The 26,161-nt window shown below is 63.0% G+C and carries 24 protein-coding genes; 8 read left to right on the top strand and 16 right to left on the bottom strand.

Annotation, left to right across the window (positions count from 1 at the left end):
- Nucleotides 1-81: 81 nt before the first annotated feature.
- From HV823_RS07980 to HV823_RS07920, 13 genes are all read right to left on the bottom strand, one after another.
- Entirely contained in the window at nucleotides 82-294 is a 213-nt protein-coding gene (locus tag HV823_RS07980) for a YeeE/YedE family protein (protein ID WP_176949196.1), read from the bottom strand.
- Nucleotides 291-629, bottom strand: coding sequence for a sulfite-sensing transcriptional repressor BigR (bigR, locus tag HV823_RS07975; protein ID WP_176949195.1), 339 nt, complete (start codon nucleotides 627-629; stop codon nucleotides 291-293). The genes HV823_RS07980 and bigR overlap by 4 nt, the downstream gene beginning before the upstream one ends.
- On the bottom strand, nucleotides 629-1,924 hold the full coding sequence (blh, locus tag HV823_RS07970) for a bifunctional sulfur transferase/dioxygenase Blh (RefSeq protein WP_176949194.1): 1,296 nt from the start codon (nucleotides 1,922-1,924) through the stop codon (nucleotides 629-631). Before blh ends, bigR begins: the two co-directional genes overlap by 1 nt.
- A 204-nt stretch (nucleotides 1,925-2,128) precedes the next feature.
- Nucleotides 2,129-3,076 carry an MYG1 family protein gene (locus HV823_RS07965; RefSeq protein WP_176949193.1) on the bottom strand — a complete coding sequence of 316 codons (948 nt, stop codon included), beginning with the start codon at nucleotides 3,074-3,076 and terminating at the stop codon, nucleotides 2,129-2,131.
- A 107-nt stretch (nucleotides 3,077-3,183) separates the two neighbouring features.
- Nucleotides 3,184-4,653 (bottom strand): sensor domain-containing diguanylate cyclase, encoded by a 1,470-nt coding sequence (locus HV823_RS07960; RefSeq protein WP_176949192.1) that lies wholly within the window; start codon nucleotides 4,651-4,653, stop codon nucleotides 3,184-3,186.
- A 195-nt stretch (nucleotides 4,654-4,848) separates the two neighbouring features.
- Complete coding sequence (locus HV823_RS07955) at nucleotides 4,849-6,141, bottom strand: hypothetical protein (RefSeq protein WP_176949191.1); 1,293 nt, start codon at nucleotides 6,139-6,141, stop codon at nucleotides 4,849-4,851.
- Nucleotides 6,142-6,182: 41 nt separating this feature from the next.
- Nucleotides 6,183-7,196, bottom strand: coding sequence for a zinc-dependent alcohol dehydrogenase (locus tag HV823_RS07950; RefSeq protein ID WP_176949190.1), 1,014 nt, complete (start codon nucleotides 7,194-7,196; stop codon nucleotides 6,183-6,185).
- Nucleotides 7,197-7,199: 3 nt separating this feature from the next.
- Nucleotides 7,200-8,528: a histidinol dehydrogenase gene (gene hisD / locus HV823_RS07945; RefSeq protein WP_176949189.1), complete on the bottom strand. Its 1,329-nt coding sequence runs from the start codon at nucleotides 8,526-8,528 to the stop codon at nucleotides 7,200-7,202.
- A gap of 31 nt (nucleotides 8,529-8,559) precedes the next feature.
- Nucleotides 8,560-9,360: an ABC transporter permease gene (locus tag HV823_RS07940; protein WP_176949188.1), complete on the bottom strand. Its 801-nt coding sequence runs from the start codon at nucleotides 9,358-9,360 to the stop codon at nucleotides 8,560-8,562.
- Nucleotides 9,357-10,301, bottom strand: coding sequence for an ABC transporter permease (locus tag HV823_RS07935; RefSeq protein WP_176949187.1), 945 nt, complete (start codon nucleotides 10,299-10,301; stop codon nucleotides 9,357-9,359). The genes HV823_RS07940 and HV823_RS07935 overlap by 4 nt, the downstream gene beginning before the upstream one ends.
- Before the next feature lie 67 nt (nucleotides 10,302-10,368).
- A complete protein-coding gene (locus HV823_RS07930; protein WP_176949186.1) occupies nucleotides 10,369-11,484 on the bottom strand; it encodes an ABC transporter substrate-binding protein in 1,116 nt (371 codons plus the stop codon).
- 33 nt (nucleotides 11,485-11,517) lie between these two features.
- On the bottom strand, nucleotides 11,518-12,648 hold the full coding sequence (locus HV823_RS07925; protein ID WP_176949185.1) for an ABC transporter ATP-binding protein: 1,131 nt from the start codon (nucleotides 12,646-12,648) through the stop codon (nucleotides 11,518-11,520).
- A 313-nt stretch (nucleotides 12,649-12,961) separates the two neighbouring features.
- Nucleotides 12,962-13,729, bottom strand: coding sequence for an SDR family NAD(P)-dependent oxidoreductase (locus HV823_RS07920; RefSeq protein ID WP_176949184.1), 768 nt, complete (start codon nucleotides 13,727-13,729; stop codon nucleotides 12,962-12,964).
- Nucleotides 13,730-13,855: 126 nt separating this feature from the next.
- On the opposite strand from HV823_RS07920, the gene HV823_RS07915 reads away from it, so the two are divergent.
- The gene (locus tag HV823_RS07915; protein ID WP_176949183.1) at nucleotides 13,856-14,968 is read left to right on the top strand and encodes a histidinol-phosphate transaminase; all 1,113 of its coding nucleotides are present in this window, start codon (nucleotides 13,856-13,858) and stop codon (nucleotides 14,966-14,968) included.
- A gap of 12 nt (nucleotides 14,969-14,980) precedes the next feature.
- On the opposite strand, the gene hutC is transcribed toward HV823_RS07915, so the two are convergent.
- Nucleotides 14,981-15,709 carry a histidine utilization transcriptional repressor HutC gene (gene hutC / locus HV823_RS07910; RefSeq protein WP_176949182.1) on the bottom strand — a complete coding sequence of 243 codons (729 nt, stop codon included), beginning with the start codon at nucleotides 15,707-15,709 and terminating at the stop codon, nucleotides 14,981-14,983.
- A gap of 137 nt (nucleotides 15,710-15,846) precedes the next feature.
- Nucleotides 15,847-16,641: a helix-turn-helix transcriptional regulator gene (locus HV823_RS07905; protein ID WP_176949181.1), complete on the bottom strand. Its 795-nt coding sequence runs from the start codon at nucleotides 16,639-16,641 to the stop codon at nucleotides 15,847-15,849.
- A gap of 126 nt (nucleotides 16,642-16,767) precedes the next feature.
- On the opposite strand from HV823_RS07905, the gene HV823_RS07900 reads away from it, so the two are divergent.
- From HV823_RS07900 to HV823_RS07875, 6 genes are all read left to right on the top strand, one after another.
- A complete protein-coding gene (locus tag HV823_RS07900) occupies nucleotides 16,768-18,108 on the top strand; it encodes a glutamine synthetase family protein (protein WP_176949180.1) in 1,341 nt (446 codons plus the stop codon).
- A 37-nt stretch (nucleotides 18,109-18,145) separates the two neighbouring features.
- Nucleotides 18,146-19,297 (top strand): ABC transporter substrate-binding protein, encoded by a 1,152-nt coding sequence (locus HV823_RS07895; RefSeq protein ID WP_176949179.1) that lies wholly within the window; start codon nucleotides 18,146-18,148, stop codon nucleotides 19,295-19,297.
- Between the two features lie 81 nt (nucleotides 19,298-19,378).
- Nucleotides 19,379-20,473, top strand: a complete 1,095-nt coding sequence (locus tag HV823_RS07890) for an ABC transporter ATP-binding protein (protein ID WP_176949178.1) — start codon at nucleotides 19,379-19,381, stop codon at nucleotides 20,471-20,473.
- 2 nt (nucleotides 20,474-20,475) lie between these two features.
- The gene (locus HV823_RS07885) at nucleotides 20,476-21,351 is read left to right on the top strand and encodes an ABC transporter permease (RefSeq protein ID WP_176949177.1); all 876 of its coding nucleotides are present in this window, start codon (nucleotides 20,476-20,478) and stop codon (nucleotides 21,349-21,351) included.
- Entirely contained in the window at nucleotides 21,348-22,184 is an 837-nt protein-coding gene (locus HV823_RS07880) for an ABC transporter permease (RefSeq protein WP_176949176.1), read from the top strand. Before HV823_RS07885 ends, HV823_RS07880 begins: the two co-directional genes overlap by 4 nt.
- A gap of 16 nt (nucleotides 22,185-22,200) precedes the next feature.
- Entirely contained in the window at nucleotides 22,201-23,364 is a 1,164-nt protein-coding gene (locus HV823_RS07875; RefSeq protein WP_176949175.1) for an iron-containing alcohol dehydrogenase, read from the top strand.
- A gap of 47 nt (nucleotides 23,365-23,411) precedes the next feature.
- Here the strand turns inward: HV823_RS07875 and HV823_RS07870 are convergent, their stop codons facing one another.
- Entirely contained in the window at nucleotides 23,412-24,773 is a 1,362-nt protein-coding gene (locus HV823_RS07870; RefSeq protein WP_176949174.1) for a formimidoylglutamate deiminase, read from the bottom strand.
- Between the two features lie 136 nt (nucleotides 24,774-24,909).
- On the opposite strand from HV823_RS07870, the gene hutI reads away from it, so the two are divergent.
- A complete protein-coding gene (hutI, locus tag HV823_RS07865) occupies nucleotides 24,910-26,160 on the top strand; it encodes an imidazolonepropionase (protein ID WP_246300969.1) in 1,251 nt (416 codons plus the stop codon).
- The last annotated feature ends 1 nt before the right edge of the window (nucleotide 26,161 follow it).

The raw sequence follows: 26,161 nt of genomic DNA, 5'->3' as shown, positions 1-26,161 counted from the left end.
CAATTTCCTGCTGTGTCGTTTGCGAGAATCGGCGCAATACCACCACGAGGTTCAGACCGATTGCTTAGAACTTCGTTAATCTTATGGTCGCCGGCGAATTTGCCGCAGCCATCGAGCGCACGCAGAGACGCACAAGCCGAGCACGAAGGCCAGGTTGGTTGCACGGTCGATCCCGAGCGCCAGTCGTCCGACGATGCCGCTGACCCCGGCGATGCGCCCGTTGAGCAAACGCAGCAACGTCGCCGCCAGTCCGCTCATCATGCCGCCCAGGTGAGATGTCGGGTGGACCGTCATTGCATCGCCTCCGCGCAGAAGATCGAATGCAGCGCCGCGATCAGCCGGCCGGCCTTCGCCTCGGCAAGGCTGTAGAAGATCTGCTTTCCCTCGCGCCTTGTCGCAACGACACCCGCCCCCCTCAACACAGTCAGTTGCTGTGACAGGTGCGGCTGGTGCAGGTCGAGCCTCTCTTCCAACTCGCCCACGGAATGCTCGCCCTCGACAAGCATGCAGACCAGCATCAGTCGAGCCGGATGGGCGAGTGTCTTGAGCAGTGCGGCGACCTCTTCCGCCCGCGCGCCCATTGCGGCGGGCGATATTCCGGTTTCTGCCCGCGTGGCCAGCGTGTCCATCACCATGCCGCCCCGCCCAGCGCGTTGAGGGGAAATTTCAGATAGCGCTTGCCGTTCGCCTCCGGCTCCGGCAGCCGCCCGCCGCGGATATTGACCTGCAGGGCGTGCAGGATGAGCTTGGGCATCGGCAGGGTCCGGTCGCGCGCCACTCTCAGCGTGACGAACTCTTCCTCCGAAATGCCGGCCACGTGCGAATTGGCGCGCTTCTGTTCGGAAACGGTGCTTTCCCAGTGCGGCTTGCGGCCACCTGGCTGGTAGTCGTGACCGGTGAACAGCCGCGTTTCGTCCGGCAAGGCCAGGATCTGCGTGATCGATTTCCAGAGGACGCGGGGATCTCCGCCTGGAAAATCTGCCCGCGCCGTGCCACTGTCCGGCATGAACAGCGTGTCGTGGATAAAGGCGGCATCACCCACAACATAGGTAATCGAGGCCAGCGTGTGGCCCGGCGAGAAGATCACGCGCGCATCGATCGAGCCGACCTTGAAGGTATCACCGTCGGCAAACAACCGATCCCACTGCGATCCGTCGGCGGCAAAATCCGGCCAGTTGTAGATGGCCTTCCAGAGGCCCTGCACGTCGACGACACGCTCGCCGATCGCGGTGGGCGCGCCGGTCTTTTCCTTCAGGTAATGGGCCGCGGAGAAGTGGTCGGCATGCGGATGAGTATCGAGGATCCATTCGACGCTGAGCCCCTGCTCCTTGACATGGGCGAGGATCGCGTCGGCACTGGCGGTCGCGGTCGAGCCGGATTTCTCGTCGAAATCCAGCACCGGATCGATGATGGCACATTTTCCCGTTTCGGGATCGGAAACCACGTATTGCACGCTGTAAGTGCGGGGATCGAAAAAGCCCTTTACCTGCGGGCGCCGCGCCGACTGTCGGACCAGCCACGCTTCGGCTGCCGACAGATCGAAGCCCAGGCTCTTGCCGTAGGCCACGACCTCGTCCGCCTTCATGCGGCCGTCGAAAACCTCTCCGATCGCGTGCAGCGACAGCGCGCGCGTGCCGGATTTACAATGGGCAAGGACCGGAGCCCCGGCGGTATGCACGACCTTTTGGAAGGCGCGAACATCGGCGTCGGAAATCGTAGCCGTTGTCACGGGTATGAACGCATAGGCCATGCCGCCACGTCTGGCCGCCTCGGCCTCCGCATCATTGCCGGCCTGATCCTGCTCTTCCCGGTCCGGCCGAAGGTTGACGACGGCACCGAATCCGTTCGCCTTCAAATCGGCGAAGTCAGAAATTTCCGGCTGGGATGCGACCGAGAGCTTGTCGCTGACTGCTACGATCTTCATCGGTATTCCCCTTGCTCACATCAATATACATTTAAATATATTATATATTTACTATATGTCAATTGCGCAAAGGCCCGAAACGTTCCACAGGCCGACTATTTGCGCACGAGCAAGCCGCTCAGCTCGCCGAGGCGCATAGCCCGCGCAGCCGCCTGTGCGCCGCTCTCCGATGCCTAAACATAACGCTATGGAATTAGGATAGGTTCATGCTGTGAGAACTGGTGGTGATTGAGCCGGCAGCGCTTCCGCGACCGCGATCTCTGCCATTTCCAGTGCAGCTTCGCGCGTCCTTGCCGCGGCAATGAAGCGACCGTTGTGGCAGAATGTGGCCTCAGCCACTCCGCAGGCTGCCGCCAGATCCTGGCCGGTCAAACCTGCCCATGCGGACGGCAAATCGGCGCGCAGCTCAAATCCTTCGCTCGACCGTCGGATACCGGTCAGGCACCAGTCGGTCTCCCGGGGGTGGACGACGAACAACAGGTGATCGGCGCCGGCCTTCACGATCGCCGGCCGGAAGGGCATGCCCATCGGAAGCTCCAGCACGTAACCGTTTCCCGTCTTCGCAATTGCATCCATTACGATCGCTTCGGCACGCAGTTTCGCAGCACCTTGCCTTATGTTCGCCTCCACGAAACTGCGCGCGATCGACAGCGCGCCATGGAATGCGCGGTCGCCGGCATCCGGCTCCTCGTCGTCGAATACGGGCTTGAGCGTCTCAAGAAGGACAGGCAGCGTGAGCTTGCCCATCACACCGGCGTCCGATGGGCTCACGGCTCCGTTGTCCATCAGGTCGACGGGCAGGACGAAGCCCATGTCGAAGCTCAGATGGAGGGCCTCGATGTCTGCGGCGGGCACGCCATGGGCCTCCAGGTAGTCCCGCCCGAACTGGCGCCAGATCAAACCAAAGGAACTGAACGGCTGGCCGTCGTCGCGCAGCGGCGCTCCGCGCTGGTGGTGATCGAAAATTCCGGCACCGGGATCATAGGCGCCGCCGACATCGTAGATGATCCTGTCGCTGCCCGGCGTAATCCACTCGGGCGCGCGGCTGCGGACGATGCGCGCAGATGGAAACAGGCGCGTGAGGATGACGCTGGACAGCAGCTCATCGGCATGGAAGCCGCCGGAATGCGTTACGAGAAAGTCTGGGGCCATGCTGCTCAACCTGTCGATAGCTTTACGTGTCGGATCGTGCACGTCGGATATCGGTTGGATGACGGCAGTTCAAGGGCTGGACGTTTGCCGGATACCCTCGCGGGCGATCAGGCGCGCCGCGCCGACCGACCCTCGGCAATCCCGTCGGCGTTATCGGCCTCGTAGTATTCCCGCTTGCGCTCATACATCTGCATATCCGCTCGCTTTATGACGTTCTCGATCGCCTCGCCAGGCTCGCTGGTCGCCGCTCCGTAGGACATGCGCAACGGAGCGCTTGAATAGAACTGGTTGTTGATCTTGAGCAGTTCGTTGATGGTCTCGGTCATTGTCGCCACCCCCTTCGCATCCGCACCAGGCATCAGGACAGCGAATTCGTCGCCGCCGATGCGGCAGGCATAGTCGGGATGGGACACGGCGCCATTCAGGATCTCGCCGAACCGACGCAGCAATGCGTCACCCGCATCGTGGCCCAGCCGATCGTTGGCCTCCTTCAGGCCGTTCAAGTCGTATATGATCACCGAGACGGGGCGCAGAAGCTTCCGTTCAAGGCGATTGATCTCCTCGGCATAGAAGGCGCGGTTATAGAGCTTGGTCAGGACATCATGCTTGCCGAGATACTCGAGATAAGCCTCCGCCTTCTTGCGCGCCGTAATATCGGTGAGCGCCACCTGTACGCGCGTCCAGTCGCGTTCGTGCCCGGGAAATACGGAGAAATGCAGCAGGATGTGCCGCACGGTACCATCGAGCGCGTAGTTCACTACTTCGCGATGATGATGGAGGTTTCCGTTCCAGAGCTCCATGAGCTGCTCCCGGAAAGGCTTTTCCATATCGTCGCGAAAGACATCGCGCAGACGTTGCAGCAGTTCGTTGCGCTCGGTGGCGCAAAACAGCTCGAGCGTTGCGCGATTGACGTCGATGACGCGGATTTCGCTCATGCACTGGCGCACGAATTCCGGATGGACGTCCATGAAGGTGCGAAAATCGACGATGCCGCGGGCTCTAATGTCTTCGATCAGCGCCCTGATCCGGCTGAAATCCTCGATCCACAAGGAGACCGGCGAATGTTCGAAAATGCCCTCCGCATGTCGCCGCTGCACGGCCTCCGCACGCCGCGCATCTTCGCGCGCCGTGATGTCCTCGGTAGTCAGGAGAAGCTTGCCAAGCGACGCCTCGTAGCCGGGCATGACGGCCCCGCGAAGCTGGATGTCGAGGCGTCGGCCGGAGATCGTATAGTTCGACGTCGTGCTCTCGAAGACGAGTTCACCATCGAACAGCCTCGCGAGTTCAATCACATGCGTCTTGAGCATGTCGTCGCGAAAGATGGTCGAAAGATTGGCGCGCAGATGATCGATGTCATCGGCCTCGAAGAGCTCCAGGGTCTTTCTGTTCACGTCCAGCACCCTGATGCGCCGGGAGCACTCAGCGACGCGACTCTGGTCTTCCCCCAGAAACGCCCTGATGTCCGTGACGCCCTGCGAGCGCCATAGGTCGAAGAGGGCCTGGACCTCGCTGAAATCCTCGATCCACATTGCCGTCGGGGCAAGATTGAAGATATCGGAATCAAACGTCTCTGACATGGATCACCCGGGCTTGGGGAAGTGCTACGCCATCTATGGCGGTGTCCCTTCTTATCCTCAATAGGTAAATCGAGGTTGAAGCCTCGTCACACTGGCGATCGACGATGGAAAAAGAATGAGAACGGGATGGGGCGATGCCCACATGACACCGTTCACCATTCTCCCAACCGGTACGGGGACACCGGCATTTCGCACTCAGGCGCGACCGGGATCGATTGCATCGAAGAAGCGCGAAAGCATGTCCTCGCCCGCGACAGGCTCGCTCCCGGCCATCACCGCCATCGACAGGCCGATGATCGAGGACACGGGATTGTGCGTGGTGGCCGAGGCGCGAAGGTTCATGACCAGCGTCGGGCATAGAAACAGACCGAGCCGGATCACGCGCCGCCAGTCGGCCGGCAACATGCCGCGGCGCGCCAGTTCCGCAAGCAGGGGCCGCCACATGGCCTGCGCCTTGACGTCCAGCAGTTGCCGGCGGACCGGGCTTGGCTCCCACGAACTCGACACGCGAAGAACGCCGTCGGAATAATTCGCGGTCGCCTCGTACCGCTCGGCGGCCAGCGCCGGGTCGTAGAGCCACAGCGGGTGCGCGAGGATGTTGTGGAAGGTCGTCTTCACCTCGGCCAGAAGGGTCGGAATGTGTTCGCCGGCAAAGGCCGGGTCGAAGAAGGAAAGCGCCGCCGCATCGCCCTGCTCCCGGTACCAGACATTGGCGTTGTGCGCATCGCCATGCGCCGTGACGCCACCGGCATCGGCAAGCCGCGAAGGCCGCAGGCGCTCGAAAGCCTCGTCGAACAACTGGCCGACGGTATCGCGATACTCCACCCCGTTGACGACGAAGCGGCTGGTGGAAAGCGCCTCCCAGCCCAGCCTGACACCGGGAAAGGCAAAGTCCTTCCCGACATAGAAGCTTGCGAACCGGCCGCCCGGATAACGTCCTGCCGGCGGATCGATGAGCCGCTCGAAGAACAACCGATGGACAGGTTCGGCGGAAACCTGCTGCGCCGTCACCGGATGCAGCGTCTTCAGATAGACGTCGAGCACCGCCTCGTTGAGCTTTCGCTCGGCGGCGATCGCGCGGGCGGCCTTCTGCCCGTCATGTTCCAGGTCGAGAGCCCGCAACACGTCGGAAAACCGCGGGTCGGTGCGACGCTTGTAGACGAGGATCTGTTCGCCCGGCAGGACGGACATCAGCACCGGCTGGTCAACCGGCAGGCCCGCGCGCGCCAGGATGTCCGCGCGGTAATATTCGCCAGTCATCGCCTCCTCGCCCTCCTCCTGATGGAACTTGAAGAAGAGCTGCCCGGCGGCGGTATCGAAGAAGCCGTTCAGCGAATTCAGGCTGTACTGGTCATGGTTGATGGCAAGGTTTACCGGCTCGATCTTGAACAGATCGCGCAACAGGTCGGCGAGCAGTGCCTCGGCAGCACCATCCCCGTTCTTCGCGTGCTTCCTGATCTCCGCGGTACGGCTGGCAGGCTGGTTCATGCTGGAGCTCCAGTCTTGGTATTTCGGTGCATATGGCCGCGTCAGTCCGATATCTCGACAATGGTCTTCAGCCTGGAACCACCGCCCTTGAGCAGACGTTCATAGGCCTCCGGCACCGCGTCCAGCGTATCCAGCACCTCGGAGAAGCGCGTGAGCGCAGGTTCGAGACCCGGCAGCATCGCAACAGCTTCCGGCAACTCGTCGATGAACGCGTGGCATCCGACCAGGGAAATCTCGCGCTCGACCAGAATGTTCGGATCGAAATCGAGCTTGCCGTGACTGATGCCGACCAGCGCCAGCGCGCCGCCGCCGGAGAGAAGGTCGATCGCCTTGGCGATGGCATGGATGCTTCCGGTCGCATCGATCGCATAGCGCAGCCGTTTACCATCGAGGACGGCGTCGATGGCAGCGGCATCGAGTTTCACCGGAACGCCACCGGTCACGTCCGCCACCATCTCGACGCGCTCGGCATTGAGATCGGCGAGCAGCAGAGGCCCCTTGCGCAGTTGCGAAAGCAGAAGCGCGCTAAGCCCGCCGATGGTGCCGCATCCGACAACCAGCACCGGCTCGCCCTCGGGCGCACTGAGCCGCCGGACGGCGTGAAGCGCGACGGCGAGCGGCTCCGCCATGGCAGCAACCCGTGGCGGAAGACCGGCGTCGTGGCGGACAAGCAGGCGGGCCGGCAGTTGGACCTCCTCGGCGAAGCCGCCGTCGCAGACCTCGCCAACGAAGCCCAGCTTTTCGCAGACGTTGCTGAGACCACTGCGGCATGCGGCACATTCACCGCACCACATCCGCGAGTCAGCTGCGACGACGTCGCCGATCGCAAGGTGGCTCACCCCTTCGCCGATCGCGGTGACGCGGCCGCAAAATTCATGCCCGGCCGTCGACGGGCGCCGGCTGATCCACTGGCCGGTGCGATAGTTGTGAAGGTCGGAGCCGCAGATGCCGGCCGCCCGCACCCGGAGGTTGACATGGCCCGGCGGCGGCGGCGATGGAGCGTCCACCGTCTCCACCCGCAGGTCCAGCGCATCATGCAGCCGCACGGCCTTCATCGGTCACGCGCCCTTCTTGAGATAGGCGTCGCGCACCGGCGAAACCGCCAGCGCATGCGACGAGAAGCCTTCGTAGAGCGCGAGATTATGGGAGTGCTTCGCGAATTCCGGATAGGCCGGAGCGGTGACGTATCCGATCGAGCTGCGCTTGACGAAGTCTGTGACGGAAAGCGGCCCGAACGTCCGTGCCCAGCGGCTGGTCGGCAGGACGGCGTTCGGTCCCAGCGAGAAGTTGGCGATGCTGACCGGCGTATGCGTTCCCATCAGGATCTCGGACGCCTCGGTGATGTGGCCGAGATGGATGAAGGGCTCGGTCGAGAGCAGTTCAAGGTGCTCGGGCGCGTAGGCGTTGACAAATTCATAGCTCTCCTCGATCGACGAGGTCAGCACCACGCCGCCCGTCTTTCCGGTGAGCACGGCCTTGGAGAAGCCGACGCGCTGCTCCGTCATCTTGCTCCAGTGTTCGGGAAGCGCGGCAATCGCCTCTTCGGCAACGCGGCGGCTGTGCGTCACGAGGTAGGCCGACGAATCCGGGCCGTGCTCGGCCTCGATCAGGAGATCGAGCGCGGCGAGCCCGCCATGCACCGTATCATCGGCAAGGATCATCACTTCCGAAGGGCCGGCAGGCAGGCCGGTATCGATGACGCCCGAAAGCGAACGCTTGGCAGCGACAACCCAGGGGCTGCCCGGGCCCACGATCTTCAGCGCCGGCTTGACGGTCTCCGTGCCATAGGCGACCGCCGCGACGGCCTGTGCGCCACCGACCTTGTAAACGGTCTCAACGCCGGCGAGACGGGCTGCGACCAGCGTTGCCGCATCGACCGTGCCGTCCGGCGCCGGCGGCGTGACGATCGCAAGGTTGGGCACGCCGGCAACGACGGCCGGCACGGACGTCATCATCGTCACCGAAGGGAACGAGCCCTTGCCGCGCGGCACATAAAGCGCCACCGACTGGATGGGCGTGAAGCGGTCGCCCGCGAATGCACCCGGGCGGATCTCCTTAAGCCACATGGCCTCCGGCTTCTGCTCCTCGTGGAAATGGCGGATGTTGTCGATGCCGAACTTGATGGACTCGACAACGCTGTCGTCGACAAGCTTGAACGCTGCATCGAACTCTGCCTCCGTCACCTTCAGGTTCGCTTCGGTGACATCTGCCTTATCGAGCTCGCGGCCGAAACGCGCCAGTGCCTTGTCGCCCTCTGTCCGCACCGCCTCGAGAATGGGTGCAACCTTTTCGATGAAGCTGGAAATATCCGTCTCCGAGCGGCGCAGCAGGGCGGCCTTCTCTTCGGTGTTGAGCTTGGAATATTCGTAGAAAGAGACGTCAGTCATCGTCGTGTCCTTGATGAGCGGCCCCAAGGGGTCATTTCGATTTGAGGAAGATGTCGAGGCCGACCAGGCGGTCCAGTAGCGCGATCGCAACGCCTGCGCAGGCGATGAAGACGACCGAGATGGCGGCAAGGTCCGGCGTGATGATGGAGCGGATCGAATTGTAGATCTGCACCGGCAGGGTGACGCTGCGCGCATCCACCAGAAGCAGGCTGACCAGGAACTCGTTGAGGGCCAGGATGAACATCAACAGCGAGCCGGTGATGATGCCAGGCAGAACAGCCGGGAGGGTGATGTAGAGAAACCGCTGCAGCGGCGGGGCGCCGCAATTGGCGGCAGCCAGTTCCAGGTCGGGGCTGAGGTTGGAGGCGCTGGCCGTGACGGCCCAGATCATGAAGGGCAGGTTGATCACGCAGGTCGCGATCCCGACGGGCCACAGCTTGCCGAGCGCGCCCATCTCACCGAACACCAGCATCATGCCGATGCCCGATCCGATCAGCGGAATGGTGAACGGCAACAGCAGGTAGATCTGGATGGTACGGGCGAAGCGGACGCGGTATTTCGAAAGCGCGATGCCCGCCAGCGTTCCGACGGGGATCGAGATCAGCGTGCAGATCGTCGCGACGATCAGCGAGCGGAAGAAGGCCTGCCGGAGGTCGCTCGCCTGCGCGATGGCGCCGTACCATTTCAACGACAGCCCTTCCGGCGGAAAGGTGATGATGTTTCCGGCCGTGAAAGACGCGCCCAACACGACGATGGTCGGCGCAGACAGCATGAGGAGGGCCGTTACGACGAACGCCCAGATGACGATGGACTTGCTGCGGCTCCCGGTCATTTGCGTTCGTCTCCCATGGCAAGCGTGCCGGCGCCGAACAGCATGAAGACGACGCCGACCAGGATGGAGCCGACGGCGACCAGCAGAAGCGACAACGTGGCGCCGAGCCCCTGGTCCGAGGTCCGGAAGAACTGGTCGTAGATGGCGTTGGCGATGAAGTCCTGCGAGCCGCCGCCCAGGATCGCCGGAATGGCGAAATCGGTCAGCGACAGCGTGACGACCACGAGACCGGCACCGACGAGACCGGGACGGGCAAGCGGCAGCACGATGTGACGGAAGGTGCGCACCCAGCCGGCACCGAGCGAACTTGCCGCCGACTCCAGTTCGGCCGGTATCGCAGTCAGCGCCGGTGCCAGCATCAGCACCGCGAAGGGAAGCATGTACTGGACGAGACCGAACAGCACGGCGGGGTAGTTGTAGAGAAGGCGCATCGGCGGCACGCCGACGAGGCCGAGCGCCTCATTCACCATTCCCTGGTTGCCGAGAATGATCAGCCAGCCATAGGCACGTACCACCTGGCCGATGAAGAAGGGAAGGAACAGCGCCACAAGCAGGAACTTGCGCAGGGCCGAAGACGGTGTGCGCACCATCAGATACGCGTAGGGAAAGGCGAAGATCAGCGTGATCACGGTGACAATCACCGCCCCCATCAGGCTGCGCCCGGCGACGGTAGCGAAGAACTTCTCGCTGAGCGCGCGCTGATAGTTCGCGAGCGTGTAGTTCTCCGACATCATGAAGGTGCTGGTGTCCAGCGTTCTCAGGCTCGAGTCGCCGATCTGGATCAGCCCGAGAACCAAAAGTCCCACAAGCACGACTGCCGGCAGCAGCATGAGATAGGGAAGGCCTCGCTGGAAACTTGACGGCCATACGGCGGCCGCAAGGCGCTCGAACACATCCATGACGCGCCACGTCAGCGGATATGCGACACGGGAATGGCGCATGGTACCGGTCCTCGCAATGCAAACAGAAGGCCCGCCGCCAGAGGGGAAGCGACGGGCAAGCGGAGCCTCAGCCCTGCATGATTTCCTTGAACTTGGCGAACCACTGGCTCTCGTTCTCGACCTGCACCTTCGACGAGATGCGGATGAGGTGCTTGAAGTCCTCTTCCGTGGTCGGATAGGACGGATCGCCGACGAGATCGGCCGGCGGCGTCAGGCCCGGGACCACACCCGGCAGACCGAGGCCGTCGAGCCAGACCTGCTGGGCTTCCTTGGTCAGCGCGTGATTGATGTACTGCTTGGCCCAGTACAGTTCGTTCTCCGGCAGACCCTTGGGAATCCAGAGACCGTCAGTATCGAACTTGGCGCCTTCCTCCGGCACAACCCAGGCAAGCTCGATGCCGTTCTTCCTGGCTTCGCGCGCATTGGTGGAGATGGTGCAGGCGGCGTCGATCTCGCCCTTCTGGAACCAGGTGGTGAAATCAGGGTCTTCGCCGAGCAACGGCTGCTGCTCCTTGATCTTGGCGATGAAGTCCCAGGCCGGCTGCATGTTGGCCGGAATGTCCTCCAACTTGCCGCCGCCAGCGACCTGGGCCGGGAAATGGAAGCCGATGCCGTCGTTATAGAGCGCGATGCGGCCCTTCAGCTTGGGATCGAGCAGGTCCTTCCAGGACTTCGGCGCACCGTTCGGGAAAGCGGACGGGCGATAGGCGAGAACGTAAACGTAGCCGTAGGTGTTGACGATTGGATAGCCGTCGAGGCCGACCGGCTTGGCGAGATCGGTTGTGTTCTTCAGGTTCGGCAGGTCGGAGAGATCTTCGGTCACGCCGCGCAGCGCCGACTTGGTCGCGTTCGTCGTCGTGTCCCAGTTGATGTGGATCGGCGGCGTGCGCTTCTGCGCAACCGCGGCCCAGATCTTCGGCTGGATCTCGTTGTCCTCGGTCAGGTCGTGGCGAACGGCGATGCCGGTCATCTTGGTGAAGCTGTCGGAAACGCCGGCCTTCAGGCTGTCGACCCAACTGCCGCCCCAGGCGCGCACGATGATTTCGGAAGGTTTCTCAGGCTCTTGCGCAAAGGCCTTGCTGACGCCGAGCGTCGACAGGCCGGCCGACGCGCCGACGGCGGCCATGGAGCCGAGCAGCGTGCGGCGGCGGATTTGAGCAGACAGGATTTTCTCGTTCGGCATCATATGTTCTCCTCTGAATGGACCGTGCAGCGGTCACTTCTTGAATACATGCATGTCTTTCGCATTCCACCCGAGCCGGACATTCTCGCCCGGACCGAACTGCAGGTGCGATACCGGATCGTGGTTGAACACGCGAAGGATGGCACCACCCAGCACCGGCACCGTCACCTCGTAGACGATCCGCTCGCCTTCGAAAATGGAGTCGGCGACCTGTCCCTCGACAATCGTTTCCAGACCTTCGAGCCCGGCACGCGCAGACGCGATGCGGATCTGTTCGGCGCGGACGGCACCGGAACAGGCAGTACCGGGGACGAGCGGCGCGCCATCGGCAGCAGTGACGCCTGACAGAAGCTGGCCGTTCGATTCGACACTCACCGTCGAGCCGGAAATCGCCGACACCTTGCCGTCGATGAAATTCGTGACGCCGATGAAATTGGCGACGAAGGCGTTGGCCGGCGAACGGTAGGTATGCACGGGCTGGGCCTTCTGCTGGATCTCGCCGCCATCCATGACGATGACTTCGTCCGACACCACCAGCGCCTCGCGCTGGTCGTGGGTGACATTGATCGTGGTGACCCCGAGCTCCTTCTGGATGCGACGGAATTCGAGCTGCATCTCTTCGCGCAGCTTGCGGTCGAGTGCGGCCAGAGGCTCGTCGAGGAGGAGCAGATCCGGCTCGAAAACGAGGGCGCGCGCGATCGCGACGCGCTGCTGCTGGCCGCCCGACAACTCGTTGATCCGCCGGCCACCATAGCCGCCGAGACGGACGAGCTCCAGGTAGCGTTCCACCTTCTCACCGATCGTGCGGGCATCGTGCCGGCGCATCTTCAGCGGAAAGGCGACGTTTTCGGCCGCCGTCATATGGGGGAATAGCGCCAGCTTCTGGAACACCATGCCAATCGCACGCCTGTGCGGGGGCACCGCGCTGACCGGCTGGCCGTTGATAAAAATCTCGCCGCTGGTCGGATTGTCGAAACCTGCGATCATGCGCAGAAGCGTAGTCTTGCCGGAACCGGAAGGCCCAAGGATCGTCAGGAATTTTCCCTTCGGCAAATCGAAGGACGCGCTTCTGACGGCATGGACATCCCCGAAGACCATTCCGACGTCCTTGACGGAGACGGCAATCGCGCCGGCCTTGTGGAGATCGGTGGAAACAATGCCCATGTCATTCCCCTGCTCTTCCCTCTTTCGGGGCGCATCGCGCCACCAAGCCAAGGGCTCGTTTCATCCGACCGGCAGACACTCCCATCCGCCAGCGGGATGGATGATGTATATACATATTGAGCCGACTACCGTCAACGACAATTGCGTAAATATTGCACTTGCGCAAAGAACGCACACAATTTGTGCAGATGCAAAATACACCATCAATCCAGCTTCTGTCTTTGCCCCAGCAGGCAAAAAAGGCAAGCGCGCTGGAAGGGTGAAGGCGCAGTCTTCCGCAACTGCGCCACCGGATATCGAAATCGTGATGACTTTAGATCGAGGAAAGGTAGCCGCCGTCGACGGGTATGCAGTGGCCAGTCACATAGGCTGCCGCCTCGCTGCAGAGGAACACGGCGACACCGCCTATGTCCCCCTCCCCGCCGAAGCGGCCCTGCGGGATCCTTGCCAGCATCCGCGACTGCCAATCCTCGTCCCGATAGAACACCTCCGTCATCGCGGTACGGAAATATCCGGGCGCGATCGCATTGACCCGAATGCGGTGTGGAGCCCATTCCGTCGCAAGCGCCCTTGTCATGCCGAGCAGGCCGGACTTGGATGCACCGTAAGGCACTGCCGTCGGCACGCCCACATAGGACGTCAACGAGCAGAGGTTGACCATCGCGCCGCCGCCCCGCGTCGCCATGATGCGGCCGGCCGCCTGCGCGCAGAAGAAGGCACCCTTCAGGTTGATCGAGAGGATCGTGTCCCAGATCGCCTCGTCGAGGTCCAGCGACGGCTGCACATTCTCAAAACCGGCATTGTTGACGAGGATATCCAGCCCACCCAACTGATCGGCGACTGCGGCCGTCACCGACCGGCAAGATTCCACGTCGCTCACGTCCTGGGCGAGCGCGATGCCTCTGCGTCCCGCCTTCTCGACCAGCGCCACCGTTTCGGCAAGATTCTCGACCTTGCGCGCCGTGACGGCAACATCCGCGCCGGCTTCGGCCAGGGCAACGGCAATCGACTGACCGATACCGCGGCTGGCACCGGTGACAAGAGCCAGACGGCCGGTCAGATCGAAGGTGGGTCGGGTCATGGCTGCTCCTTTTGAAATCCACCACGGGATGACAACACTTTCTCGAAATAATGTCTATACATATATACAGAGGTCGATTCCTGCCCTATGACTTAGGGCAAGATCGCATCCCATGGAGTATGCAATATGGCCGACGTTTCGAGCACCATCCGCGCGGAAGTCCGTTCACTCGCACCATACAATGCCGGGCTGACGCTGGAAGAGGTCCGCACACGTTATCAAGTGGATCGTATCGCCAAACTCGGGTCCAATGAAAATCCCCTCGGCCCTTCGCCGCATCTGCGGACGCTCTTTGCCGACATCGGCGATCTCGCACGCCTCTACCCCGATCCGCAGGGTCGCGCCCTTTGCGCGAAGATCGCCGAGGACTTCGCTGTCGGCACCGGGCAGGTCATTTTGGGAAATGGCTCGGAGGACCTGATTGCGGTCGTCTGCCGCTCGGTCGTGCGCCCCGGCGACACGGTTGCAACGCTCTATCCATCCTTTCCGCTGCACGAAGACTATGCGACGCTGATGGGCGGCATCGTCGAACGCGTGACCGTCGCCGACGATCTGGAAATCGATCTCGACGCGCTGGTCGCCGCCGCGCGCCGAAAGCCGCGCATGCTGATGTTTTCAAACCCGATGAACCCCGTCGGAAGCTGGCTGACCCCGGCGGCGCTCAAGACGGTCATCGAGGCACTGGGCGACGAAACGCTTCTCGTCGTCGACGAAGCCTATGCGGAATATGCGGCCGGCGAGGACTACCCCTCCGCGGTCGACATGCTGCGCGAAACCGGCGGCAACTGGGTCGTCCTGCGCACCTTCTCGAAGGCCTACGGCCTTGCCGGCCTGCGTATCGGCTACGGGATCGTCAGCGGCGCAGATCTGTGCTCGTTCTTCGATCGTGCGCGAACGCCGTTCAATACGAACGCGATCGCACAGGCTTCGGCGATTGCCGCCCTGGCGGACGAGGATCATCTGCGCCTGTCCGTCGAATACGCGATCGGCGAGCGTGAACGGGTCCGCGAAGCTCTGGTGTCGTCCGGCTATCGCATCGCGCCGTCGAAATGCAACTTCCTCTTCTTCGATGCGCGGGAGAACTCGACCGCCCTTGCGGAGGAGCTGTTGAAGCGTGGGGTCATCGTCAAGCCCTGGAAGCAGCAGGGCTTCGACACATTCGTTCGCGCCAGCATCGGCTCGGCGGATGAAAACGACCACTTCCTGGCCGCGCTCGAAGCCATCCGCGCCGGCCGGTAGCCGCCACCCCTCTTACTGCGAGGCCGGAGTGAACCGGGCGACGAGCGCGTGCGTGTCGCCCGGATAGGTGAAGCGAACCTGGGTGATGGGGCCGAGGCCGCTCCACGTACGGCGTTCGACCACGAGGCAGGCCGTACCGCGCGCCACACCCAGAAGTGCTGCCATTTCGGCGGAGGCGGCGACAGCCTGGATGCGGTGCTCGGCCGTGCTCCACGGAACCTGGCTCAGAAGCCAGCGACCGGGCGAAACCTCCTTGAAATCGGCTTCACCCGCCTCCGGAACGTTCTCGAGGTTGATCAGGCGTTCCTCGACGCAGAATTGACGGGGGCCGGCAAAATGCGTGCAGACGATGTCCAGCAGCTTCGTCCCGCTCTGCACCTCGAAGCGCCGCACATCTTCCGCCGACGCCGTTCGCACGGAGCGTCGGGTGACCTGAAAGGAATAGGGCAGGTTCAGCGACTTCACCTCTGCCTCGATATCATGGATCTCGAGGACGGCCGATTGCGCCTGGGGCTGCTTGACGAAGGAGCCGGATTTCTTTCGCCGCTCGATCAGCCCGGCCTTTGCAAGCTGGGTCATCACCTTGTTTACGGTCATGCGCGAGCAGTCGTACTGGTCGGCGAGATCGACCTCGAACGGCAGGCGGTGGCCCGGCGGCCATTCGCCGGAGACGATCTTTCCCTCAATGTCGCCCAAGATGCGCTGATGCAAGGTCGCATCCTTGCCATTCCTGTCCGTCACGTTCGGTCCGCCCTCTCTCTCGCTTTCCGGCTGATGTAACGCAGCGGCGTCCAGAACCGAAACGAATTGTTGCAACCGGTGTGGCCGAGGCCGAACCCGGCAACATGATCATGATCCATCGAACGCGGCTGCAGAATCTACAAGCCCGAGGACAGTTGCTGGATGAACAGTCCGAAGAGCTCCGCCTGGCTGGAAATATTCAGCTTCTGATGGATGTTCTTGCGATGGATCTTCACGGTGCCGGGCGCGATTTTCAGCGTCTCCGCAATCGAGGCGTTCGAGTGGCCCCGCAGGATGAGCGATGTGATCTCCACCTCGCGCGGCGTCAGTATGCCGTTTGTCATCCGGCTCAAGGTATCGTTGATCGGGTCGTGTGCATGGGCCGGCCGTGCGGTCACCGGCGCATAGTCCGACAAGCCCCAGTGGCTTTCCCCAAGTGCGCGCAGCAAAGGCTCGGCGTCGCGTATCGAGGCCAGGTCCTTGCGGCCGAAGGCTGGAGACGCGATTGGACGCGTAAAACTGAAGACGACGCCCGCCCAGTTCACCGGGCGGCACAGAATGCCGATCTCGTCGCGAATGCCGGTCAGGACATAGTGCCGCCGATAATACTCGGAGCTGAAGAAATGGTCGGGCGCCAAGTCTTTCAGCCGCAGAATGCCGCCCCCCTTGCGATCCATTGTGGCGCTGTAGAACGGGTCGAGCAGATAGGGTCCGGAGATGTAGGCGTCGATGACGGTGCGGGCACGTAGCGTATCGATGTTGTGGTAGCAGCAGACCGGCTTGTCGGCGCCGTTATAGCCGAACACCATCAAAATATCGAAATCCACGATCGTAGCAAGCGCAGCCTCCAGCCGATTGCCGAAGGCGTTGGTGCCGATCGCTTCCATGGCCGTGGCGACCGCGCTGTTCCACGCCGCAAACCCCTTGTCCAAGAATTGCCCCTTCGCGTTTCCGAAAGCCGTCAGGCGCAGAGCACGCATGCACCTTCTATCCCCAAGGGGATATTTTCATGCCACAGGGCTCAACTCTAGGCTACCCCACAAGTCGGGAAACAAGCCATGTCGAAATCAAGCAGTCCGTCCACCTTCGAAACCAAACTTCAGGAAATCGGTGCACGTGCCGTTCACATCGGCATGGTGGATCCGGCAGGCGAATTCCGCGACAAGCTGGTTTCGGCCGACAAGGCCGTCAAGCTTGCCGAGCAAGGCTATCCCTTCTGCGAGGTCCTCTATTTCTGGGATATCGCCGAGAACACCTATCGCGACGGCTCGTTCGTCGATCGCCCGGCAAAGTTGTTCGACGATACGATCCGGACCTATCCGTTCGCGCCAAACACCGCGCTCTGCCTTGCGGACTTCTATGGCGAATTCGGCAGGCGCACCCCGCGAAACGTTTGCCTGGCGCAATTGGAGCGTGCCGCCGAACTCGGTTTCGACGTCCTTGCCGCGTTCGAATTCGAATTTTTCGTGTTCGACGAGACGCCTGAGAGCATGCGGGCCAAGCAATATCGCGATCTGACCCATTTCGCGCAGGGTAACCGCACCTACTCGCTGCAGACCTCCGCGCTCCATGGCGATCTCCTGTCGGGGCTGGAACAGACGATGGCGACCATGGGTGTGGCGATCGACGCCATGCATACCGAGCTTGGTCCCGGCTGCTTCGAAGCGCCGCTGAGCTATGCCAGTGGCATCAAGGCCGCCGACGACGCCATGCTCTTTAAGAACTTCGCCCGCGCCTATTTCGCCCGCAATGACAAGACGGTCAGCTTCATGTCGAAGCTGTCGCCAAAGCTGTCGGGCCAGTCCGGCCACCTGCATCTTTCACTCCGCGACGGGGCGGGCAATCCAGTCTTTGCCGATCCGTCGGCGCCGGACGGGATCAGCGCCACGGCGCGGCATTTCCTCGGCGGCCTGCTGAAGTTCATGCCGGAACTTTTGGCGATGTGTTCGTCGACGGTGAATGCCTACAAGCGGCTGGTGCCCGGTGCATGGGCGCCGACGGCTGCGAACTGGGGGGTACAGAACCGTACGGCTGCCGTACGCGTCATCAACGACCAGCCGGCCAGCACCCGTATCGAGTTCCGTGTGCCCTCCGCCGACACCAATCCCTATCTCGCCCTTTCCATGCTGCTCGGCGCCGGCCTCGCCGGCATTCGCGATGGCATCGAGCCGCCGGCAGGCAGCGCCGAGGACTTCTATGCCGCAAGGCCCGCACCGGAGGCGGCGTTCCCGCGCGATCTTCACGAGGCTTCGGCGCGTCTGCGGGCCAGCAAGACAGCGCGTGTGCTGTTCGGCGACGACTTCATCGACAGTTTTACCGAGAACTGCGACGTCGAATTTGCCGAATACCAGCGGCAGGTGAGCGAATGGGAAATCAGACGCTATCTGGGAGTGGTCTGAGCGCCGTCACAACGATCAAAGAAGGAAGGGAAAGATAATGAAAAAGGGAACAGCAGAAACCATGACAGGCACGGCCAGCCGCCGCTCGGTCCTCAAGGGCATGGGCGGCCTCGGCCTTGGCATCGCAGCGGCGAGCAGCGGATTCCTGGCATGGCGTCGCAGCGCATCGGCGGCCGAAAGCCTCAACTACATGTGCTGGGAAGGCTACAATGCCCCAAGCATCCTCGACCCGTTCCAGAAGAACAACGACGTATCGATCGCAATCGATCTGATCACCGACTCGGCCGGCGGCTTCGCCAAGCTCGCTGCCGGTGCGTCTCGCGATTTCGACCTCGTCTCCTCCGACAGCCCCTGGATCCAGCGCATGGGACCGGCCGGCTTCTGCCGCTTCATCGACGACAAGGATTTCGCAGCGCAGTACGAGGATTTCTATCCGCAGTTCCGCGCCCCGTTCGTGCCGCTGCAGTTCGAAGGCAAGGCAACGGGCCTTCCGACGCGCTGGGGATGGGTCGGCCCGACCGTCAACACCAAGTTCGACAAGCTGGAAACCTGGTCGAGCTATGCGCCGGTCTTCGACCCGGCCTACAGGGACAAGATCTGCCTGCTGGACTGGGGTGACTGGCCGATCATGCCGCTCGCGCTCTATGCCGGCGTCAATCCTTACGAGGAACTCGACCAGGCCGCACTCGACGAGGTGCGCAAGGTACTGCGCGCAGCCTTCAAGAATACCCGCGCCATCGTTGCCGACCTTGCCGTCGCGCAGAAAGGTCTCCTCGACGGCTCCTTCCGCGCCCTGATCGGCGGCGGCACGTACTGCACCTCGTCGCTGCGCATCAAGGGTCACGACTACATCCAGTCCATCGTCCCCGAACCGAAGGACGGCCTGAAGCAGGGCATCATCTGGATGGAAGCGACCGGCCTGATCGACAACGGCAAGAACACGCAGGTCGCGGCCGACTTCCTGAAATATATCGTTTCGCCGGACGTGGCCAAGCAACTCGCGATCACCGACGCAACCTGCAACCTCGTACCCAACAGCAAGGCCGAAGCGCTGTTTTCGGAAGAGGAGAAGAAGGCGTTGCAGATGGACTACATGTGGACGGCCTGGGACAACAGCCAGTTCCACACGGTCGCGCCGAACATCGACGACATGCTGGCGATCTGGCAGGAAGAACTCGCCGCCCGCTGAACCTGAGCGTATCGAACCCGACAGGCCTGCCTTCCATGGCCGGCCTGTCCATACCTGTTGCAGATATCAAGGACATCGAGCTTGGTCAGCCCCATCATCGACGCCGCCGGGATTGTGAAGGACTACGGTTCGGCGCGCGCGCTTCACGGCGTCTCGCTGCAGGTCGGCGCCGGCGAATTCGTAGCACTCGTCGGGCCCTCCGGTTGCGGAAAGACGACGCTTCTCAAGATCCTCGCCGGATTCGAGGAGCCGACCGACGGCCGCCTGGAAATCGAAGGAAAAGACATGCGCGGCGTCCCGGCGGCAAGCCGGCCGACGCGCATGGTCTTCCAGAAGCTGGCCCTCTTCCCGCACAAGACCGTGGCCGACAATATCGGGTTTCCGCTGAAGCTGCAGAAGGTGCCGGTCGCGGAGACAAACGACCGCGTGCGCGGCATGCTCGACCTGATGCATCTCAGGCCGGACTATCTCCAGCGCTATCCGGCCCAGCTTTCGGGGGGAGAGCAGCAGCGCGTGGCGCTGGCGCGTGCGCTGGTTTCAAGGCCCGGCGTGCTCCTGCTCGACGAACCGATGAGTGCGCTCGACGCCAAGCTGAAGAAATCCCTCCAGGCCGAACTGAAGAAGCTGCATCGCGAGCTCGGCACCAGTTTCGTGCTCGTCACGCACGACCTGGAAGAGGCGATGATGCTCGCCGACCGTATCTGTGTCATGCACGGCGGTCACGTGGTCCAGGTCGGCACGCCGGCCGACATCTACTATCGGCCGGCCAACATGTTCGTCGCCGGCTTCATCGGTGAGACCAACTTCCTGCCCGTCGACGCCGTCCGCGCAGGAAACGGCGCGCAGGTCACGTCCCCGCTCGTCCCCGGCGCCGGCGCTGAAATCGCAGCGGAACATATCGCACCGTCCCTGTCCGAAAAGGGAACCGCGCTGCTGGTCCGGCCGGAGAGCATCCGCATCGTGCGCAACGACGCGACCGCCGCCGAATGGACGCTGGAGGGCGTGGTGGAGGAGTACTTCATCAAGGGCTCCTCGACGCAGTACCGCATCCGCGTGCGCGGCCTAGAGGCGGCCGTGATCGTCGACCTTGCCGGCTCGATCGTGCTGCCAGCCCGCGTCGGCGAGACGGTCCGCATCGGTTTTGATCCCACCCAGGCATTCCTGCTGTCGGAGTGATCATGAAGATCGAAGTCAAATCCTGGAAGGATCCGGTTCTGCTTGCCGCCGTGGCGCCGCTTGCGGTCGTCATGATCGCTTTCTTCCTCGTGCCGCTCGTGATGACGGCGGTGCTGACCTTCCAGACCACGCAGTACTACCGCCTCGCCTGGAGCTGGGACCTCAAGATCTGGACGGAGGTTTTCTCCAAGCCGCACTACTGGACGATCATGCTGCGCACGGTCGTCATGGCGCTGGTGTGCGTGGCGATTTGCATTGCCATCGCCTTTCCGGCAGCCTATGCGCTGGCAACCCGGCTGAAGACCTTCAAGACCCAGATCCAGATCCTCATCATCTTCGCCTTTCTCACCGACGCGGTGCTCAAGACCTTCGGCTGGATTCTCATCCTCGACAAGAACGGGGTGGCGAACTGGCTGCTGATGCATGTCGGCTTTCCGCCGGATGCGCTGAACCTCCTGTTCACGCCGGCCGGCACGATGATCGGCATGGTCTACAACCTCGTCGCCTACCCGATGTTCACCATCTACCTGTCTCTGGTGCGCATCGATCGCGATCTGGTGCTTGCAGCCTATGATGCCGGGGCTTCGCGCCTCAGGACCTTCTTCGAGGTGACGTTGCCGCTGTCGCGTCCCGGGCTCTATTCCGGTGCGGTGCTGGTGTTCGTGCTCAGCCTCGGGGCCTTCCTGGAACCGAAGGTTCTGGGCGGCGGCACGGCGCCGCTCGCCTCCGAACTCATCCGCCAGAGCTTCGAGACGCGCGTGAACTGGCCGCTGGGGGCCGCACTCACCATGGTCCTCATCGTCACCGGCGCGCTGATGCTGGGGCTCTCGTCCGCCTTCGCGCTGCGCCGCCGTTCCGCTCCCGGGAGGCCGGCATGAACGCCCAGCGCTTTCGCAACGCACTCGTCGACACGCTGCTCGTCGGAACGGTGGTCCTGCTGCTGCTGTTCTTCTACGCGCCCATCGCGACGCTGGTTGCGTTCTCCTTCACGTCGAGCCGCGTGCTGACGCTGCCGATAGAGAGCTTCTCGCTTGCCTGGTACGGCGAACTGTTCAGCAAGCCGGATTTCCTCCCGGCCGTCCGCAACTCGGCTGCGGTCGCCGCGGTCTCGACTCTCTTTGCCACCGTGCTGGGCACCGCTGGAGCCGTCGCCTGGATCCGCTACCGCTTCCGCATGCAGGCCGCCTTTCGCGCACTTACCTTCGCGCCGCTGCTCTTCCCTCAGCTGCTGCTCGGCGTCGTCATGCTCCTGTGGTTCTCGGTGCTCGGCAGCTGGCTCGGCTTTTCGAACGGCCTCTTCACCGTCATCATCGGGCACGTCGTCTACATCACGCCGTTTGCACTGGTCGTCGTGGCCGTTCAGGTCTACGGCTTCGACGAGACGCTCGAGGACGCGGCGCGCGATGCCGGGGCGAACGGCTGGCAGGTGTTCCGCGAGGTTACGTTCCCGCTTTTGTGGCCGGGCATCTTCTCCGCCGCCATCTTCGCCTTCCTTCTCTCCTGGGGAAACTTCTACATTTCCTATTCGCTCGCAGGAACCGCCCGCACGCTGCCGATCTTCGTCTACAGCGGCATCGCCGTCGGCTCGTCGCCGATCTATCCGGCGCTGGCGACCCTCAATCTCGTGCCCGCATTGCTGCTTGTCGTTACCGCCGAAGTCTTTCGCCGGCGAGCGCTGAAGCGCCAGTCCTCCGGCAATCCAGCCTCCTGAAAACAAGGTCTGTCCCATGCCCCTCGATACGCCCGCCACATCTGCCAACTGGAGTTTTCCGACCGCCGTGCGCTTCGGCAACGGCCGCATCGCCAGCCTCGGCGAGATGGTGCGCGAACTCGGCGGCAGCCGGCCGCTCGTCGTCACCGATGCCGGCCTGAAGGATCTCTATCCCGTTCAGCGCACCCTTGAAGCGTTGAACTCCGCAGGTCTGCCAGCCGCACTCTACTCCGGCGTCAAGCCCAACCCGACGGGCAGTAATGTCGCTGACGGCGTCGAGGCTTTCCGCAGTGGAGACCACGATCTGGTGGTCGCGATCGGCGGCGGCAGCGCTCTCGATGCGGCAAAGGCCATCGCCTTCATGGCGCGGCAGACGGTACCGATGTGGGATCTGGAGGATATCGGCGACAACTGGAGGCGCGCCGAGACGAAAAATCTCGTTCCCGTGATCGCGATCCCGACAACCGCCGGCACGGGCTCGGAGCTCGGCCGTTCCTCCGTGATCACGCACGAGACGGAAAAGCGCAAGGTCATCGTCTTCCATCCGCGGATGATGCCCGACGTCGTCGTGATGGACCCGGAATTGACCCTCGGCCTGCCGGCCCACATCACCGCCGCTACCGGCATGGACGCGCTGTCGCATGCACTGGAAGCCTTCAGCGCACCTTCCTTCCACCCTATGGCCGAAGGCATTGCGCTCAACGCGCTACGTCTCATCCGCAAATGGCTTCCGGTCGCCGTCCATCACGGGGACGACCTCGGGGCGCGCGGACAGATGCTCACCGCCTCGGGCATGGGCTGTGTCGCCCTGCAGAAGGGTCTCGGCGCAATCCACGCGCTCGCCCACCCGCTCGGCGCGCTCCACGACGCCCACCACGGCCTGCTGAATGCCGTGCTGATGCCCTATGTGATCGAATTCAACACGCCTGCAATCGACGACAAGCTCGAATTGCTCGCCCGTTTCCTCGACCTGCCGCGCAAGGATGCGACAGGTGTGGTCGACTGGATCGTCGAGTTGCGCCGCGACCTTTCCATTCCGGAAAAGCTGTCGGGCATGGGCCTGACGGAAATCGACGTGGACAAGGTTGCAACCATGGGCGTCGCCGATCCGTGCGCCGGCGGCAACCCCGTGCCGCTCGACACCGCCGGGCTGAAGAAGATCCTGGCCGCCGCCGCATAGGAAACCGCAAAGCGGGCGACAAAGTTGCGCGCCCCTGACGACAGGCCTCAGCCAGCCATCAGGGCCTGCATTGCACCGATGAAGCGCTTGCGGATTTCACCGCGAGCGACGTGCCTGCCGCCAACGACCTGCCGCTTGCCCCGGGCCCAGACCGTGTCGACGGTGACGTCGCCGCCAAAGATCCAGTTGTCGATCAACTGGTCTTTAGCGAGATAGGGCGCGCTTGAGACATCGAGCGCGACGATGTCCGCAGGCGCGCCGACAGCGAGCCCCGTCTTCGATGCGAGTGCCACGCCCGCGCCGGCCACGGCCGCCTCAAAGAGGCGCCGGCCGGTCGAGCCGTTCGGCTCGGCGATGACGTTGCGGGCTCTGAGCGAGAGGCGTTGCGAATATTCCAGCTGCCGCAGTTCTCCCGGCAGGGAGATCAGCACGTTGGAATCCGATCCGATCCCCAAGCGGCCGCCGCTGGACAGGAAATCGGCCGCGGCGAAGGTGCCGTCGCCGAGATTGGCTTCGGTGATCGGGCAAAGCCCGGCCACCGCCCCGCTCGCCGCCATATCGGCTGTTTCCTTTTTCGTCAGGTGCGTGGCATGGATCAGGCACCAGCGATCGTCGACCGACGCATTCTCCAGCAGCCATTCCACGGGGCGGGCGCCGGACCAGGCAATGCAGTCTTCCACTTCCTTCGTCTGCTCGGCCACATGGATATGGACCGGCCCGCCGGCGGCCAGCGGCAGGACGGCTGTCAGTTCCTCGGCCGTCACGGCCCGCAGGCTGTGCGGGGCGATCCCGAGTTGCATGCCGGCCAGACGAGGCTGCATCTTGCGGCAGGCTTCCATCAGCCGGCTGAAGCTTTCGAGCGAGTTGATGAAGCGGCGCTGGCCGTCGATCGGTGCGGCACCGCCGAAACCGGAGTGAGCATAGAAGACAGGCAGAAGGGTGAGGCCGATTCCGGTATCCGCGCTCGCCGCGGCAACACGCTCTGCGAGCTCGGCGATATTGGCATATGGCTTACCGTCATGATCATGGTGCAGGTAGTGGAACTCGCCGACGCGGCAGAAGCCGGCCTCCAGCATTTCCATGTACAGCTCGGCGGCCACCGCCTCGACCTGCTCCGGCGTCATCTTCAGCGCAAAGCGGTACATGACGTTGCGCCAGCTCCAGAAGCTGTCGTCGGCCGGGCCGCGCAGCTCCGTCAGACCGGACATCGCGCGCTGGAAGGCATGGCTGTGCACATTGCCCATGGCCGGGACGAGAACCGCGTGGCGCAGATCGAAAGCCTCAGCCTCGACGTTGATCTCGATGGCGGAGATGGCACCCTCATCCATCGTCAGGCGCACATCGGAAGCCCAGCCTTCCGGCAAGAGCGCGGATGCCGCGTGAAGCGTCGTGGCAGCTGATTTCGTCATCTTTGTCCGTTCTCCCCTTGCGGCAATCCATTCCGGGACGGAACATGACGCCGAAAAATATCCTTGTCAGGCGTTTAATATGTATATACATGTTTTGACGCAATGAAAGGCGCAATCGATGTGCGGGACCGAAAACTTGACCGACATCTTCTCTGATACTTTGGATAAAAGCTCCGGCGTCACGCTCTGGACCAACGCCCGGCTTGCGACGTTCGCCGAAGGCTCCGACGGAATGGGAGTAGTCGAGCACGGCGCGATCGCCGCAAAGGACGGTGTGATCGTCTTTGTCGGCGCGACCTCCGATCTGCCTGAGGATTTGAAAGCAGGTGCCATGATCGTCGATTGCGGCGGTCGGTGGATCACGCCGGCGTTGATTGATTGCCATACGCACCTCGTCTTCGGTGGCGATCGCGCGATGGAGTTCGAGATGCGTCTTGCCGGCGCCACCTATGAAGAGGTGGCACGCGCCGGCGGCGGCATCGTCTCCTCCGTCACGGCGACCAATGCGCTCTCCGTCGACGGCCTCGTCGCGGCAACGCTGCCAAGGCTCGACACCCTCCTGGCCGAAGGCGTCTCGACCATCGAGATCAAATCCGGATACGGGCTTTCCATCGACGGCGAGCTCAACATGCTGCGCGCCGCACGCGCGCTCGAAAAGATCCGGCCGGTACGCATCGTCACCTCCTATCTCGCAGCGCACGCGACGCCCGTCGAATACAAGGGCCGCAATGGCGACTATATCGCCGATGTCGTGCTGCCCGGCATGGAAAAGGCGCACGCGGAGGGGCTTGTCGATGCGGTGGACGGCTTTTGCGAGGGCATCGCTTTTTCCGTCGATGAGATGCGCATCGTCTTCGACAAGGCAAAGGCGCTCGGCATTCCGATGAAGCTGCACGCCGAGCAGTTCTCCAATCTCGGTGGGGCGAAGATGGCGGCCTCCTATGGCGCACTGTCGGCCGACCACGTCGAATATCTGGATGCAGAGGGCGCAGAGGCAATGGCAAGGGCCGGTACCGTCGCCGTGTTGCTCCCCGGCGCCTTCTACGCCATCAACGAGACGCAGAAGCCGCCGATGCAGTGGCTCCGCGACGCCGGCACGTCGATCGCGATCGCGACTGATTGCAATCCCGGCACGTCTCCGCTCACCTCGATGCTCCTCGCCATGAACATGGCCGCCACCCTGTTCCGCCTGACGGTGGACGAATGCCTTGCAGGTGCGACGCGCGAGGCGGCCCGCGCCCTTGGGCTTCTCGGCCAAGTCGGCACTCTGGAGGTCGGAAAATCGGCCGACCTGGCGATCTGGAATATCGAGCGGCCGGCGGAGCTCGTCTACCGCATCGGCTTCAACCCTCTCCATTCCCGCATCTTCCGGGGGCAACAGGTATAAG

The organism is Mycoplana rhizolycopersici (assembly GCF_013378445.1).
GTDB classification, from domain to species: Bacteria; Pseudomonadota; Alphaproteobacteria; order Rhizobiales; family Rhizobiaceae; genus Mycoplana; species Mycoplana rhizolycopersici.
The sequence above is the reverse complement of the archived record's forward strand: the minus strand, read 5'-3'. Positions and strand labels throughout refer to the sequence as shown.

Excerpts from the sequence above, each read along its gene's own strand:
- HV823_RS07980 (WP_176949196.1), bottom strand. The coding sequence starts at position 294 with ATGACGGTCCACCCGACATCTCACCTGGGCGGCATGATGAGCGGACTG.
- bigR (WP_176949195.1), bottom strand. The coding sequence starts at position 629 with ATGGACACGCTGGCCACGCGGGCAGAAACCGGAATATCGCCCGCCGCA.
- blh (WP_176949194.1), bottom strand. The coding sequence starts at position 1,924 with ATGAAGATCGTAGCAGTCAGCGACAAGCTCTCGGTCGCATCCCAGCCG.
- HV823_RS07965 (WP_176949193.1), bottom strand. The coding sequence starts at position 3,076 with ATGGCCCCAGACTTTCTCGTAACGCATTCCGGCGGCTTCCATGCCGAT.
- HV823_RS07960 (WP_176949192.1), bottom strand. The coding sequence starts at position 4,653 with ATGTCAGAGACGTTTGATTCCGATATCTTCAATCTTGCCCCGACGGCA.
- HV823_RS07955 (WP_176949191.1), bottom strand. The coding sequence starts at position 6,141 with ATGAACCAGCCTGCCAGCCGTACCGCGGAGATCAGGAAGCACGCGAAG.
- HV823_RS07950 (WP_176949190.1), bottom strand. The coding sequence starts at position 7,196 with ATGAAGGCCGTGCGGCTGCATGATGCGCTGGACCTGCGGGTGGAGACG.
- hisD (WP_176949189.1), bottom strand. The coding sequence starts at position 8,528 with ATGACTGACGTCTCTTTCTACGAATATTCCAAGCTCAACACCGAAGAG.
- HV823_RS07940 (WP_176949188.1), bottom strand. The coding sequence starts at position 9,360 with ATGACCGGGAGCCGCAGCAAGTCCATCGTCATCTGGGCGTTCGTCGTA.
- HV823_RS07935 (WP_176949187.1), bottom strand. The coding sequence starts at position 10,301 with ATGCGCCATTCCCGTGTCGCATATCCGCTGACGTGGCGCGTCATGGAT.
- HV823_RS07930 (WP_176949186.1), bottom strand. The coding sequence starts at position 11,484 with ATGCCGAACGAGAAAATCCTGTCTGCTCAAATCCGCCGCCGCACGCTG.
- HV823_RS07925 (WP_176949185.1), bottom strand. The coding sequence starts at position 12,648 with ATGGGCATTGTTTCCACCGATCTCCACAAGGCCGGCGCGATTGCCGTC.
- HV823_RS07920 (WP_176949184.1), bottom strand. The coding sequence starts at position 13,729 with ATGACCCGACCCACCTTCGATCTGACCGGCCGTCTGGCTCTTGTCACC.
- HV823_RS07915 (WP_176949183.1), top strand. The coding sequence starts at position 13,856 with ATGGCCGACGTTTCGAGCACCATCCGCGCGGAAGTCCGTTCACTCGCA.
- HV823_RS07900 (WP_176949180.1), top strand. The coding sequence starts at position 16,768 with ATGTCGAAATCAAGCAGTCCGTCCACCTTCGAAACCAAACTTCAGGAA.
- HV823_RS07895 (WP_176949179.1), top strand. The coding sequence starts at position 18,146 with ATGAAAAAGGGAACAGCAGAAACCATGACAGGCACGGCCAGCCGCCGC.
- HV823_RS07885 (WP_176949177.1), top strand. The coding sequence starts at position 20,476 with ATGAAGATCGAAGTCAAATCCTGGAAGGATCCGGTTCTGCTTGCCGCC.
- HV823_RS07880 (WP_176949176.1), top strand. The coding sequence starts at position 21,348 with ATGAACGCCCAGCGCTTTCGCAACGCACTCGTCGACACGCTGCTCGTC.
- HV823_RS07875 (WP_176949175.1), top strand. The coding sequence starts at position 22,201 with ATGCCCCTCGATACGCCCGCCACATCTGCCAACTGGAGTTTTCCGACC.
- HV823_RS07870 (WP_176949174.1), bottom strand. The coding sequence starts at position 24,773 with ATGACGAAATCAGCTGCCACGACGCTTCACGCGGCATCCGCGCTCTTG.